Origin of the sequence: Cellulomonas terrae (genome assembly GCF_007990265.1) — a bacterium.
GTDB classification, from domain to species: Bacteria; Actinomycetota; Actinomycetes; order Actinomycetales; family Cellulomonadaceae; genus Cellulomonas; species Cellulomonas terrae.
In genome coordinates this window covers 111,299-124,697 of sequence record NZ_BJWH01000004.1, presented here as the reverse complement: position 1 = coordinate 124,697, position 13,399 = coordinate 111,299, and the positions used below count along the sequence as shown (strand labels likewise).

11 protein-coding genes are annotated in these 13,399 nt (G+C 73.1%); 7 read left to right on the top strand and 4 right to left on the bottom strand.

The genetic code is table 11. The features are described 5' to 3' along the window. The first annotated feature begins 6 nt into the window (after nt 1-6). The 4 genes from CTE05_RS06095 to CTE05_RS20170 all read left to right on the top strand — a co-directional run bounded on the left by CTE05_RS06095 (nt 7) and on the right by CTE05_RS20170 (nt 4,909). Nucleotides 7-951, top strand: coding sequence for an FkbM family methyltransferase (locus CTE05_RS06095; RefSeq protein ID WP_246123360.1), 945 nt, complete (start codon nt 7-9; stop codon nt 949-951). A gap of 56 nt (nt 952-1,007) precedes the next feature. Further along, nucleotides 1,008-1,877: a glucose-1-phosphate thymidylyltransferase RfbA gene (gene rfbA, locus CTE05_RS06090; RefSeq protein ID WP_146845223.1), complete on the top strand. Its 870-nt coding sequence runs from the start codon at nt 1,008-1,010 to the stop codon at nt 1,875-1,877. A gap of 135 nt (nt 1,878-2,012) precedes the next feature. Beyond that, a complete protein-coding gene (locus CTE05_RS20720; protein WP_186814756.1) occupies nt 2,013-2,564 on the top strand; it encodes an RAD23 family protein in 552 nt (183 codons plus the stop codon). Continuing rightward, nucleotides 2,561-4,909 carry a hypothetical protein gene (locus tag CTE05_RS20170; RefSeq protein WP_186814755.1) on the top strand — a complete coding sequence of 783 codons (2,349 nt, stop codon included), beginning with the start codon at nt 2,561-2,563 and terminating at the stop codon, nt 4,907-4,909. The genes CTE05_RS20720 and CTE05_RS20170 overlap by 4 nt, the downstream gene beginning before the upstream one ends. Nucleotides 4,910-4,918: 9 nt before the next feature. Here CTE05_RS20170 and CTE05_RS06075 read toward each other — a convergent pair whose 3' ends face one another. The 3 genes from CTE05_RS06075 to CTE05_RS06065 form a co-directional block, all read right to left on the bottom strand. Further along, complete coding sequence (locus tag CTE05_RS06075) at nt 4,919-6,907, bottom strand: DUF6541 family protein (RefSeq protein ID WP_146845221.1); 1,989 nt, start codon at nt 6,905-6,907, stop codon at nt 4,919-4,921. Between the two features lie 241 nt (nt 6,908-7,148). After that, nucleotides 7,149-8,057, bottom strand: a complete 909-nt coding sequence (locus CTE05_RS06070; protein WP_186814754.1) for a glycosyltransferase — start codon at nt 8,055-8,057, stop codon at nt 7,149-7,151. Further along, nucleotides 8,054-10,177 carry a DUF2142 domain-containing protein gene (locus tag CTE05_RS06065; protein WP_146845219.1) on the bottom strand — a complete coding sequence of 708 codons (2,124 nt, stop codon included), beginning with the start codon at nt 10,175-10,177 and terminating at the stop codon, nt 8,054-8,056. The genes CTE05_RS06070 and CTE05_RS06065 overlap by 4 nt, the downstream gene beginning before the upstream one ends. Nucleotides 10,178-10,300: 123 nt before the next feature. Between CTE05_RS06065 and CTE05_RS06060 the strand changes: the two genes are divergently transcribed. Genes CTE05_RS06060 through CTE05_RS06050 form a run of 3 tightly spaced genes read left to right on the top strand, consistent with a single transcriptional unit; the run spans nt 10,301 to nt 12,469 of the window. Further along, on the top strand, nt 10,301-11,050 hold the full coding sequence (locus tag CTE05_RS06060) for a glycosyltransferase family 2 protein (RefSeq protein WP_371863352.1): 750 nt from the start codon (nt 10,301-10,303) through the stop codon (nt 11,048-11,050). Further along, complete coding sequence (locus CTE05_RS06055; RefSeq protein ID WP_146845217.1) at nt 11,047-11,427, top strand: DUF2304 domain-containing protein; 381 nt, start codon at nt 11,047-11,049, stop codon at nt 11,425-11,427. Before CTE05_RS06060 ends, CTE05_RS06055 begins: the two co-directional genes overlap by 4 nt. Further along, nucleotides 11,417-12,469, top strand: coding sequence for a glycosyltransferase family 2 protein (locus tag CTE05_RS06050; protein WP_146845216.1), 1,053 nt, complete (start codon nt 11,417-11,419; stop codon nt 12,467-12,469). The genes CTE05_RS06055 and CTE05_RS06050 overlap by 11 nt, the downstream gene beginning before the upstream one ends. Before the next feature lie 6 nt (nt 12,470-12,475). Here the strand turns inward: CTE05_RS06050 and rfbD are convergent, their stop codons facing one another. Further along, nucleotides 12,476-13,324, bottom strand: coding sequence for a dTDP-4-dehydrorhamnose reductase (gene rfbD / locus CTE05_RS06045; RefSeq protein WP_146845215.1), 849 nt, complete (start codon nt 13,322-13,324; stop codon nt 12,476-12,478). Nucleotides 13,325-13,399: the final 75 nt, after the last annotated feature.

The window sequence follows — 13,399 nt, the reverse complement described above, 5'->3', positions numbered from 1 at the left end:
ACGGCCATGAGGACCCGGCTCCGCAGCACGGCAGCCGCTGTGCTCACGCGGACGCGGGTGCCGGTCCACGCCCTCGAAGGACTCCGGGCGCACACCCTGGCCGATCGCGCGGACCGCATCGTCGCGCACGGCGAGATCGTCGCGGTCCGGCTCCCCCCGTCGGCGCGTGCGTGGCGCAGCACCCCCCGGATCAAGGCGCTCCGCCGGAACGGCAGCGACCAGTGCGTCGAGGCGTTCCGGCTCGCCGGCTGGCTGGGGTACGAGCGACCGCTGCCGGACCTGTTCCTCGGCGCACTGCGACGCAGGCCCGGCACCGTGCTCGACGTGGGTGCCAACACAGGCGTCTACGCGCTCATCGCTGCGAGCGTGCGCGGTACCGCCGTGCACGCGTTCGAGGCGTACCCCCCGGTCGCCGAGCTGCTCCGCGAGAACCTGGCGCTCAACCCGTCGGCCGCGCGGGTGCGGGTCGTGCAGGCCGCGGCGTCGGACCGGTCCGGCACGATCGAGCTGTTCGTCCCGCCGCCGAGCGCGGCGATCGAGACCAGCTGCTCCACCGACGCGTCGTTCCGTGCGGGGAGCACCCCCGTGCCCGTGCCCGCGCTGACCCTCGACGCCTACTGGCACCAGGTCGGCCGGCCCGAGGTCACCGTCGTGAAGATCGACGTCGAGGGAGCGGAGCACCGGGTGCTCCAGGGTGCGTCCGAGCTGCTGCTCCGGTCGCGGCCGGTGTCGTTCGTGGAGGTCCTGCCCCGCGCCGACCTCGCCGCCCTGGAGCGCGTGCTCGACGACGCGTCGCTGGTCGACGTGCGGCTGAGCGAGCGGGAGGCGGTCGTCGGCGACCGCGTGCGCTTCCACGACCTCGCCTGGAACCACGCGTTCGTGCCCCGTGAGCGGCTCGACGACTTCCTCGCCGTCGTGCGGGAGTCCGGGCTCGTCGTCACCGTGCTCTGACCGCCGTCAGGCCCCGATGCGCCGCGCGGCCACGTTGTACGGCACACTTGCTGCCCATGCGTGGCATCATCCTGGCCGGCGGCTCCGGTACCCGACTGCACCCCATCACCCTCGGCGTGAGCAAGCAGCTCGTCCCCGTGTACGACAAGCCGATGATCTACTACCCGCTCTCGACGCTGATCCTCGCGGGGATCCGTGACGTGCTCATCATCACCACCCCCCACGACGCGGAGCAGTTCCGTCGGCTGCTCGGCGACGGCTCGCAGTTCGGCATCTCCCTGACGTACGCCGTGCAGGCCGAGCCCAACGGGCTGGCGCAGGCGTTCGTGCTCGGCGCGTCCTTCGTCGGGGACGACTCGGTGGCGCTCGTGCTGGGCGACAACATCTTCTACGGCCCCGGTCTCGGCTCGCGCCTGCAGCGGTTCGAGGGCATCGACGGCGGGGCCGTCTTCGCCTACCGCGTCGCCGACCCCACGTCGTACGGGGTCGTGGAGTTCGACGCCGACGGACGCGCCCTCTCGCTCGAGGAGAAGCCCACGCACCCCCGCAGCAACTATGCGGTCCCCGGGCTCTACTTCTACGACAACGACGTCGTCGCCATCGCCCGGGACCTGCAGCCCTCCCCCCGGGGCGAGTACGAGATCACGGACGTCAACAAGACCTACCTGGCGCAGGGGCGCCTCCAGGTCGAGGTGCTGCCCCGGGGAACCGCGTGGCTCGACACGGGCACGTTCGACTCGCTGCTCGAGGCGTCCGACTACGTGCGGACCATCGAGCACCGCCAGGGCCTGAAGATCGGCGCCCCGGAAGAGGTGGCCTGGCGCCGCGGGTTCCTCAGCGACGACGAGCTCGCCGAGCGGGCCTCCGCGCTGGTCAAGTCCGGTTACGGCGCGTACCTCCTGGGGCTGCTCGACGCCGAGCGCTGACCGGGCGGCCCCCTCCGGCGACACGCTATCGGGATGATCCGGACACCCTCGGGCGCGCCGCTCCTGCGGTGAGCCAGAATGGCTTCGACGGCGGCTAGCGTGGTGCGCTCAGCCGTCGCCCGGAGGTCGTCAGTCATGCTCAACACTCGTTCGCGAGTCGTGGTCGTCTCGGTCGCGGTGGTCGCGCTCGTCGCCGCCGCGGTCGCCGCGGTCGCGTCCTGGCAGCGGCCTGCACCGGACCCTGCAGCCTCGCCGACGACCTCCCCCAGCTCGCCCGCGTCCCCGACCGAGTCCGCCTCGGCACCGGAGAGCACCCCCACCGCGGCACCGGCCGAGCCGACGGAGCCGGCCCCGGCCCCCGAGGCGCCCGCCCCGACCGACCCCCTCGCCGGCACCACCCTCACCGTCACGTTCTCCGGGTACGACGCCGCCGCCGGTGCCATCGTCATGGGCGGGTACGTGGACGCCGTCCTGGGCGGCGGGACGTGCACGGTCTCGGCGACGAAGGACGGCACCACCCTCACGGGCACGTCGACCGCCGTGCCGGACGCCAGCACCACCTCCTGCGGCACCGTCTCGGTCTCCGGCGACGGCCTCGGGTCCGGCACGTGGAGCACGACCCTGACGTTCGCGACCGCCGCCGGCTCGGTCGCTGCCGCGCCGGTCGCGATCGAGGTGGCCCGGTGACCCGCCGCCTGGCCGCGGCCGCGCTCGCGGCGCTCGGCACCGCCGTGCTCGTCCTGCTGGGCACGCTGTCCGCCGCACCGGCCGGGGCCGCGGACCTGGCCCGGTTCGACCCGGGCTTCATCATCAGCGACCCCGTCTTCTACAACTCCGCCGCGCTCACCCCGGCGCAGGTCAAGGCGTTCATCGACCAGAAGGGCGCCGGCTGCGTACCCGCCGCCGGCAGCACCTGTCTGAAGAGCTACACGGAGTCCACCACCTCCCGCGCCGCGACCAACCGGTGCGCCGCGTACGAGGGTGCGGCGAACGAGAGCGCCGCGTCGATCGTCGCCAAGGTCGCGGCCGCCTGCGGCATCAACCCCCAGGTCCTGCTCGTCACGCTGCAGAAGGAGCAGGGGCTGGTGACCGCGTCGAGCGGGAAGCCGGCCTCCACGTACCAGAAGGCGATGGGGTACGGCTGCCCGGACACCGCTGCCTGCGACGCGCTCTACTTCGGCTTCTTCAACCAGGTCTACTCCGCGGCCTCGCAGTTCCGGAACTACGCGCTCAACCCGCAGAACTACTCGCACCGCGCGGGCCTGACCAACAACGTCCGCTTCCACCCGAACGCGGCCTGCGGGAGCTCCCCCGTGCTCATCCGCAACCAGGCGACCGCGAGCCTCTACAACTACACGCCGTACCAGCCGAACGCGGCCGCGCTCGCCGCCGGGTACGGGACCGGCGACGCCTGCTCGTCGTACGGCAACCGCAACTTCTGGAACTACTTCTCGGACTGGTTCGGCAACCCGGCCGGGAGCCCGCCCTTCGGCTTCCTCGACTCCGTGACGGTGTCCGGGCTCACCGTGACCGTGACCGGCTGGGCCATCGACCCGGAGACGAACGCGCCCATCGCCGTCCACGTGTACGCGGGCAGCACGGCCCAGGCCTTCGTCGCCGACGTCTCCCGCCCGGACCTGGTGGCGCCGTTCAACCGCGGCGACAAGCACGGGTACGTCGCGTCGATGCAGGTCTCCCCCGGGACGCAGGACGTGTGCGTCTGGGCGATCAACAACGACACGATCTCCGGCAACACCCTCCTCGGCTGCCGGACCGTGACCGTGCCCAACCCGCTCCGAGGTTTCGTCGACACCGTGACACCCGACGCGACGGGGGTGTCGGTGAGCGGCTGGGTGTACGACCCCGACTCGACCGGCACGAGCGTCCCGGTCAGCGTGCTCGTCGACGGCGTCGCGACGAGCATCACCGCCGACCAGCCGCGCCCGGACGTCGACGCGGCGTACGGCGCCGGGCCCCGGCACGGCTTCTCCGCCCACGTGCCGGCGTCGATCGGCACGCACACGGTCTGCCTCGTCGCGCACAAGCCGGCTCCGGGCAAGGACCTGCCCCTGACCTGCCGGTCCGTCTCTGTCGTCAACCAGAGCCCCACCGGCTTCCGCGACACGTTCTCGACGACCCCGTCGACCGTGACGGTCAAGGGCTGGGCGCTCGACCCGGACACCACCGACCCGATCGCCATCCACATGTACGTCGACGGCAACAGCCAGGCGTTCGTCGCCAACGAGCCCCGCCCGGACATCGGCGCCATCTACGGCAAGGGCGACAACCACGGCTTCACCGCGACCATGAACGCGAGCCCCGGCAGCCACAACGTCTGCCTCTACGCGATCAACACCCCCGCGGGCAACAACGTCGCCCTGGGCTGCCGGACGATGACGGTGACCAACAGCGCACCCACCGGCTTCATCGACTCGACCTCGGGCGCCCCCGGGTCGGTCACGGTGAAGGGCTGGGCGCTCGACCCCGACACCACCGACCCGATCGCCATCCACATGTACGTCGACGGCAACAGCCAGGCGTTCGTCGCCGACCAGACCCGCCCCGACATCGGCGCCATCTTCGGCAAGGGTGACAGGCACGGCTTCAGCGCGACCATGAACGCCACGCCCGGCAGCAAGAACGTCTGCCTCTACGCGATCAACACCCCCGCGGGCACCAACGTCGCCCTGGGCTGCCGGACGGTCGTCGTGCCGGCCGCCAACCGGACGCCCACAGGGTTCCTCGACTCGGTCACGACCACGGCGAACTCCGTGACGGTGAAGGGCTGGGCACTCGACCTGGACACCACGGACCCGATCGCCGTGCACATGTACGTCGACGGCACCGGCCAGGCGTTCGTCGCTGACCAGACCCGCCCCGACATCGCCGCGGTCTTCGGCATGGGAGACAGGCACGGCTTCACCACCACGATGAGTGCCCCGCCCGGCAGCCACAGCGTCTGCCTCTACGCCATCAACACCCCGGCAGGTGCCAACGCCACCCTCGGCTGCCGCACGGTCACCGTGGGCTGAGGCCCGCGCTCACCAGGTGCGGATCCGGCCCCGGTCCCGGTCGTCGACCTCTGCCCGGGCGGCGTCGAGGCATGCCGGCGGGACGATCACGGTCAGGTCGGGCTCGCTGGCGACGATCCCGTAGATCCAGTGCGGGTCGTCGCAGCTCGCGACGTCGAACCGGAGCATCGTGCCGATCGGCGCGTTCACCTCGTCGACCCACCGGCCGGCCAGCGCGGCGTTCCACTGCCCGATCGACCCGGGGTGGGCGAACACCGCACCGAGCGGGACGTAGACCGAGCGGCCCGCGACCTCCCGGGTGAGCTGCGCGGCGGCGAGCAGGTCGGACACACCCGGCGCGGGCGCCGTCGAGCGCGTGACGAGGGTCTCGCGCGCCACCCCTCCGGTCGCCAGGGTGAGCCCTGTGCTCGTCGCCAGGGGTGTGGTCGGCGCTCCGAACAGCCCCAGCACGAACACGCCCGCGGTGGCGGCCAGGGCGACCCCGACCGGGACACCGAGCCTCCTGCGCCGGTGGAGGTGGGCGAGCGCGAGCGAGCCCGCCACCACCGCCACGGTCGCCATCAGCAGCTCGAGCGCGATGACGTACTTGTGGAGGTAGTAGCCCGCGCCCTCGTGCCCGGCCTGCACGGCGATGATCCACACGGTGAAGGCGATACCGGTCAGCGGACCGACGGCGACCCCGAGCGCCCGCAGGACGTGACCGCCGCGAGGGCGCGGCACGACCAGGGCGAGAGCCACCAGGGCCGCGCCGAGCCAGGCCGCGATGACGAACTTCTCCGCCGGCCCGCGCGGCGAGATGCCACCCCCGATCAGCATGATCGCCGCGATCGACTGGATCTCGATCGTCAGGACGGCCAGCACCACGCCGACCACGCTCGCCACGGCGATGGCGATGATCGCGGCACGGTGCCGCCAGCTCGACGGCAGCCGGCGGCGCAGCGGCAGGAGGATCACGACCGCCATGGGAGCCGCCATCGTGAGCAGCAGCGCCCAGCTGTGCGCGATGCCGACGAGGGCGCCGCTCAGGGCGAGGAGGACGACGATGCCGGTCCACCGCGGGGTCGCGACGACCAGGAGCGGGACGAGGCAGAGCAGCACGCAGGCGTACAGGAAGTTGGGGAAGCCGTCGACGATGACGTACCCGCTCGGACCGAGGAGGAACACGGCGCCGACCAGCCCGGTTCCCAGCAGCGCGACCCCGGGGTGACGTCGCAGGGGCGGAAGGGCGGCGATCCCGGCCGCGAGGGCGACGATCCCGGTCACGAAGACCAGCCCGAGGGCGTGCACGTAGAGCACGGCCTCCAGGGCCGGTCCGCCCACCTGGACCGGGCCGAGGAGCTCCATCACCGCCGACGTCATCGCGTGGTAGCCCTGCGGGTAGTGCGCGTAGGCCCAGGTCCCGTCGGCCGGCTGCGCCGTCTGCGCGACGACCGTGCCGTGCTGCCGGATCATCTCCGCCATGTTGAAGTGCGCGACGTTGTCCCACCCGCTCGCGAGCATCGACACCGCCGACCCGCCGCTGGGGGCCAGCAACCAGGGGGCGAGCATGTAGGCCGCCAGCAGGAGCGCGACCAGCGGGACGCCGTCGACCAGGGCGAGCCGCGGGACGACCAGACCGAGCCGCCCGCGCGCCCGGGCCACCCAGGCGCCGAGCGCTCCGGCGACGACGGCCAGGGCGATCGTCACCGCACCGAGAGACCCGACGGGCAGGTGCAGCCACGCCACCAGGGGGAACCACCCGAAGATGATCGGGACCGCCAGCACGATCCGGCGCGAGAGCAGGCGTGACGTCGGCACGGCCAGGACGATGGCGGTGGCCACGACCAGGCCGACCGGTCCGTCGAGCACTCCGGCGACGCGACCCAGCACCACGACCACCGCGAGGGCACCGCCCACGAGGACCGGGCGGAGCCACCCCCGGGCACCCGGGACGGCGCCTGCACCGTCCGCGTGCGGGGTCGCCGCGGTCTCCGGCGTGCGAGTGGGTGAGGCAGTCATGGTGTTCGCTCGGCCCGTCGTGTCGGTGGGCGGCACAGGCGTCGCCTCGATGAGGGACAGGGTGCGGCTGGGCCCGGTACGGACGCCGCGATGCGTTCGGTCCGGATGTCGCCGACAAGTGTTCCAGGTGCGCAAGACCACCCGTTCACGAACCGTACCGAGAACCGGTGACGTTCCTCACAACCCGTCGTCCGTGCGTGTCGCCACGCGCGCCGAGCGGCACGAGCGGTAGCCGCGGACCTCATCCGGGCGTCGACGGCCCCTGCGGTCGGTAGCGGCTCGGGACCGCGCGACCTCGTGCACCGTCCCGCAGGCCCCCGGCCAGGGTCCTGAGCCGCTCCCACCGAGGCGGCTCGAACAGGACGATGGTGAGCGCCCAGTACCCCACGATCGCCACCCACTGCAGCGACCAGGCCGTCTCCGAGCGCGCGTGCTCGCGCAGCATCACGGCGGAGTTCCGGCCGATCCAGTAGAGACGCCAGGTCGCGTGGTGCGTGGCGCGCAGCCGGAGCGGACCCCAGCCGTGCCATCGGGTCTCACCGAGCTCGTGCGGCAGCAGCACCGACCGGTCCTGGGTCACCCGCCAGCCGGCGGCGCGCACGCGCAGGCAGAACTCCTGGTCGACGCAGTCCACGAAGAAGTCCTCGCGGAACCCGCCCACCTCGTCGAGCACCCCGCGACGCACCAGCATGCCGGAGGTGATGACGGCGCCGAGGTCGGCCAGGACAGGGCGGCCGCTCGCCCGGGGGTCCAGGTAGCGACCGGCGGCCGCGTCCCACGGGGCCGGCGCGACCACCCCGATCCGCGGGTCCTCACCCAGACGGTCGGCGAGGCGCTCGACCAGGTCGCGCGGGATCGACGAGTCCTGGTCGAGCAGCAGCACCTGCGCGCTGTCGGGGTGCCGCGCGATGCCCGTGTTCAGCGCCGCCGCCAGGCCGGAGTTGTAGCCCATCGACACGATCTCGAGGCCCTCGGACGGCTCGAGGACCTCCGCTGCTCCGGGTGTCCCGACCGGCGTGTTGTCCACCACGACGACGACGTCGACCTGCGGCGCTGCCGCGGCGACCACCGCGCGGAGCGCGGGACCCGGCCGGTACGCGGTGACCACCGCGACCGTCCGCAGCGGGCCGGCCGGCTCGTGCCCGCTCACAGGTAGTAGTGCCGGACGACGACACCGATCGAGACGAGGTGCAGCACGACCAGCAGCGCCGCGAGGCTCCAGGCCGCGACCGTGGCCGCCGCCCGTCGCGGGACGAACCGCTGGACGAGCAGGACGGGCAGTGCGAGCAGCGCCGGGGCGATCATCAGCAGGTACCGGCCCTGGAGCAGGTCCGTCCGCCCCGACGAGGCGAAGAACAGGTACTCGATGGCGTACATGCCCAGCAACGAGAGCAGTCCCGAACCGGCACAGAGGGTGATGAGCCGGTCGATCCGGCGTGCCTCGTCGTCACGGCTCCGCCACCGGCGGACGACCACCACGAGCCAGCCGACCAGGGCGGCGGCGAGGGCGAGGTAGAGCCACCAGATCACGAGGTAGGCGATCTGCGGCAGGGGTGTGTTGACCCAGCCGAAGTTCCCCCAGAACTGGGTCACCCACAGGCCGCGGAACTCCAGGAACCCGGGGTCCCACTGCGTCGCGAGGTACGTGACGAGGTCCCGTGACCCGCCCTCCTGCGCGGGGAAGCCCAGCCCGGCGCCGATGCCGAGCGCCCTCGCCACGACCAACCACACGCCGTAGGTCGCGGCGACGCCGACGCCCGCGAGCAGCGGCTCCATGACGAGCACCCGCCAGTCCCGGACCCGGTGCTGCACCTTGCCGAGCAACCAGCCGATCGCGACCGGGAAGACCGCGATCGCCGCGAAGGGCTTGCCGAGCATCCCCAGGCCGACCACCGCACCGGCGGCGAGCATGATCCACGGCGCCCGCGCCGACCGGACGAGCCGGGCACCGAGCCACAGCGCGCCGAAGCCCGCCGCGATCACCCAGGCGTCGTTGTTCACGATCGCGAACTGGTGGGCGAGCATCGGCTGGAGGGCGACCGCCGTGACCAGGCCGGCCCGCGCCCAGCGTCGACCGGGCAGGAGCTCGCCGGCGAAGAGCCAGGCGAAGACGATCGCCAGGGCACCGAGCAGGGCCGACCACACGCGCACCGACTGGATCTGCGCCACGGTGTCGTCCACCGCGACGAGGTAGAACGCCGTCGCCGGTCCGTAGTACCCCGGCGGGTAGGACGCCGCCGGGCTGGTCCCGTCCGAGTCGGTGCCGACCGCGGCGTCCGCCGACTCCAGCGCGTCGACCGCCTCGTCGCCGTAGTCGGGCCGGTCGGTGGGCTTGTGCGCCGAGACGTGCATCGCGCCGGACGCGACCTCCATCGACTCCGAGTACGCCCCGTGCTCCTGCTCGGCGGGGGTCGGGTCCGTCGGCCGCCCCTCCTCCGCCATGAACTGCACGTTGGCGAAGTGCGCGCCCTCGTCCATCCCCTGCAGGGGCGGCACGAGCGCGGACCAGAAGAGCCCCCGCAGCACGACGAGCACCACGAGCGCGACGAGCCCCCACGACGGGCGCGCCACCAGGAGCGCGATCGCGCCGAGGCCGACGACCAGCAGCACGGCCAGCCCGACGGGCGTGCCCCACGCCGGGGCGTAGTCGGCGATGCGGTCCAGCACCAGACCGACCCGGTCCACGCCCTGGCGGTCGAGGTCGTAGTAGGTCATCAGGGAGTCGACGCCGTGCGTGGACTCCCACACCGACGGACCGTTCGCGCTCGACGACGTCACCGCGAGCGTGAGGTCGTACGTCGTCCCGGCCGAGTCCTCCACCGGGTCGAACTGCAGCAGGGTGACCGGCTCGTTGTCCGGGATCGCGCCGCATTCGATCGTGCTGGTCGCGATCTGGCGGTCTCCGTCGTCGAGCGTCGCCTCCAGCTGACAGCTGATGGTGCCCATGTACGTCGCGAGGATGGCGCGGACCTCGCTGAGCCGGTCCTCCTCCGCACGGATCTCGAAGGTCTGCGGCTCGCCCGGCATGACCGGCTCCGACGGCGTGGCCAGGTCGAAGTGCTCGGTGACGTCCGCACGGACGGCGCCCATGGGCTGGGCCAGGCCGGCGACGACACCTCCGACGACGACCACCACGGCGAGCAGGGCCCACGCCCAGGCCCACGCGCGACGTCGCCGAGGACCGCGGGGAGGATCGCTCGGGTCGACGTCGAGCCGGTCGCCCACTGCTGCGGGTTCCGGGGCGGTGACGTCCTCAGCGATCTCGCGCAACGCGCGTCCCTTCGTCGGCGACCGGTAGCACGACCGGCGAACGGGCACCAATTCTCCCACATGGTCCACGCTGCCCAGGACGCCCCGCCCGAGCGTCACGGGCGGTCGGATAGAGTCTGGGCCGTGCCCACGCCCCACCGAGTTCTCGCCGTGCTGCCCGCGTGGAACGAGGAGATCGCCCTCCCGCTGGTGCTCGCGGAGCTGCGTGACGCCGTGCCGGAGATCGACGTTCTCGTCGTCTCGGACGGCTCGACCGACCGCACCGTCAAGGTCGCCCGCCAGTCCGGTGTCCGCGTGCTCGACCTCCCGATCAACCTGGGCGTCGGCGGTGCGATGCGCGCCGGCTTCAAGTTCGCGCTCGTCAACGGCTACGACTCGGTCGTGCAGTGCGACGCCGACGGGCAGCACGACCCGCGGGACATCCCCCGCCTGGTCGCTGCGGCCGAGGCCACCGAGGCCGACGTGGTCATCGGAGCCCGCTTCGCCGGCGCGGGCGCGTACGAAGCGCGCGGACCGCGCCGGTGGGCGATGCGCCTGCTCTCGACGGTGCTGTCGCGGCTCGTCGGCACGAGGCTCACGGACACGACCTCCGGGTTCAAGCTCTCCGGCCCCCGCGCGGTCTCGCTCTTCGCACGCGAGTACCCGGCGGAGTACCTCGGCGACACGATCGAGTCCCTCGTCATCGCGCACCGGGCGGGCCTGACGGTGCGCCAGCTCCCGGTCGAGATGCGCCCCCGTGCGGGCGGCGAGCCTTCCCACAGCCCCTGGCGGGCGGGGATCTTCCTCGGCCGCGCCGGCCTGGCGCTCGCCGTCGCGCTCTCCCGGCCCGCCCCGCGCTTCGCGACCCCCGACCACCTGGCGCCGGCATCATGAGCGGCTACCTGTTCGCGGTCGTGATGTCGGTCGTCACGCTCCTGTTCGTCGTGCACCTCCTGCGACGTCGCCAGCTCCGCGAGAAGTACGCCGGCATCTGGCTCGTCGTCTCCCTGGCGATCATCGTGCTCGCAGCGTTCCCGCAGCTCGCGATCCGCCTGTCGGACCTCGTCGGCGTCGAGACCCCGTCGAACCTGCTGTTCGCCTCGAGCCTGGCGGTCCTGCTGCTCGTCGCGATCCAGCTGAGCACGGAGATCTCGGCGCTCGAGGAGGAGACGCGGACCATCGCGGAGCAGACGGCGATCCTCGGAGAACGCCTGACGCGGCTCGAGGACGCGGCCGACGGAGCACCCCGGCCCGGCGACGATGAGGCCTGACCGACCGGCCGACGCACCCGACCGCCGGGAGCTCTCGGTCGTCATGCTGGCGTACGGCGCGGAGCCCTACCTCGAGGAGGCGGTCCGCGCCGTCCTGGCGTCCACGGGCGTGGAGCTCGAGCTCGTGCTGGTGGACAACGGCGCGACGGGCCGCTCGGTCGACGCGGTCCGTGCCCTGGCCGACCCGCGGGTGCGGGTGCTGACCCCGAGCCACAACCTGGGCTTCACCGGCGGCGTCGACCTCGGCGTGCGCGGCACGACCGCGCCGGTGGTGGCCCTCGTCAACTCCGACGCGATCGTCCAGCCGGACGCGCTGGTGGAGCTGGCCCGCGCCCTCGACGACCCGGGTGTCGGCCTGGTGTCCGGCCTCGTCCGCCTCGCGGCCACCCCGGACCTGGTCAACACCGTGGGCAACCCGGTCCACCTCCTCGGGCTGTCCTGGGCGGGCCACATGGGCGAACCCGTGGCCGAGCACACCGAGCCCACGACCGTGGCCTCCGTCACCGGCGCGACCATGGCCGTGCGCCGGTCCGTGTGGGACGCGCTCGGGGGCTTCCCCGACGAGTACTTCGCCTACCTCGAGGACCTCGAGCTGAGCTGGCGCGCGTGGCAGCGCGGGCTGCGGGTCTGCTTCGTCCCGACCGCGGTGTCCGACCACCACTACGAGTTCAGCCGCAGCCCCCTGAAGATGTACCTGGTGGACCGCAACCGGCTCGCATTCGTCCTGACCTGCTACGGGACGCGGACGCTGGTCCTGCTCGCCCTGCCCCTGCTGGCGTTCGACGTGGCGCTGCTGGCCGTCGCGGTCGCGCAGGGCTGGGGCCGGCAGTGGTGGCGGGCACGGTGGTGGGTGCTCGGCCACGTCGGCTGGCTGCGCGCGCGACGGCGCGACGTGCAGGCCGCGCGCGTGGTGGGCGACCGCGACCTCGCACCGCTGTGGACCGACTCCTTCGACGCCGCACAGCTCCCTCTGCCGCCGGGCGGCGCCGTCATCGAGAAGGTGCTGCAGGCCTACTGGCGGGTCGCGCGCCGCCTGCTCTGACCGGGGTCAGGCGCCGAGGACCCCCGCCGACGCGACGTCCCACCGCGCCCGCCAGTCGCCGATGGGCTCGATGCCGATCGCGTGCAGCGCGGAGTGCCCGAGGACCGAGAACGCCGGACGCGGTGCGGGCCGCACGTAGGCGTCGCTCGTCGTGGGGCGCACGATCGCGGGGTCGAGGCCCGCGGCGCCGACGACGGCGCCCGCGAACCCGTGCCAGGACGTCCGGCCCGACGCGGTCCCGTGATACGTCCCGGCCGGCGCGCCGGCGCGCACGAGCCGCAGCACGAGGTCCGCGAGGTCGACGGTCCACGTCGGCTGCCCCACCTGGTCGTCGACCACGTCGAGACCGCCACGCTCGGCGGCCACACGCGCGATCGTGCGCGGGAAGCACGGGCCGTGGGCACCGTAGAGCCACGCCGTGCGCACGACGAGGTGGTCGGGCGCCTCTGCCCGCACCGCCCACTCCCCCGCCGCCTTGGTGCGCCCGTAGGCCGACGCGGGCGCCGCGGGTGCATCCTCCGCGTACGGCTCGGAGGCGACGCCGTCGAAGACGTAGTCGGTCGAGACCTGGACGGTGCGAGCGCCGTGCTCGTGGGCGGCCCGGGCCACGTTCGCGGCACCCGTCGCGTTCACGGCGAACGCCGCGGCCTCGGCGGTCTCGGCCGCGTCGACCGCCGTGTACGCCGCGCAGTTGACGACGACGTCGGCCCCCTGGACGGCGGCACGGACGGCACCGAGGTCGGTGATGTCGAGGTCCGTGCGGCCGAGCGCGACGACGTCCTCACCGGACCGCTCGAGCAACGGGACGAGGTCTTGACCGAGCATGCCGGAGGCGCCCACCACAACGAATCGCATCGGCCAACCCTAGCCGTCGCACCGACCCCCGCTCGTCGTCGCGACCCCGGCTTCCCGTACCCTGGCCTGCGGATC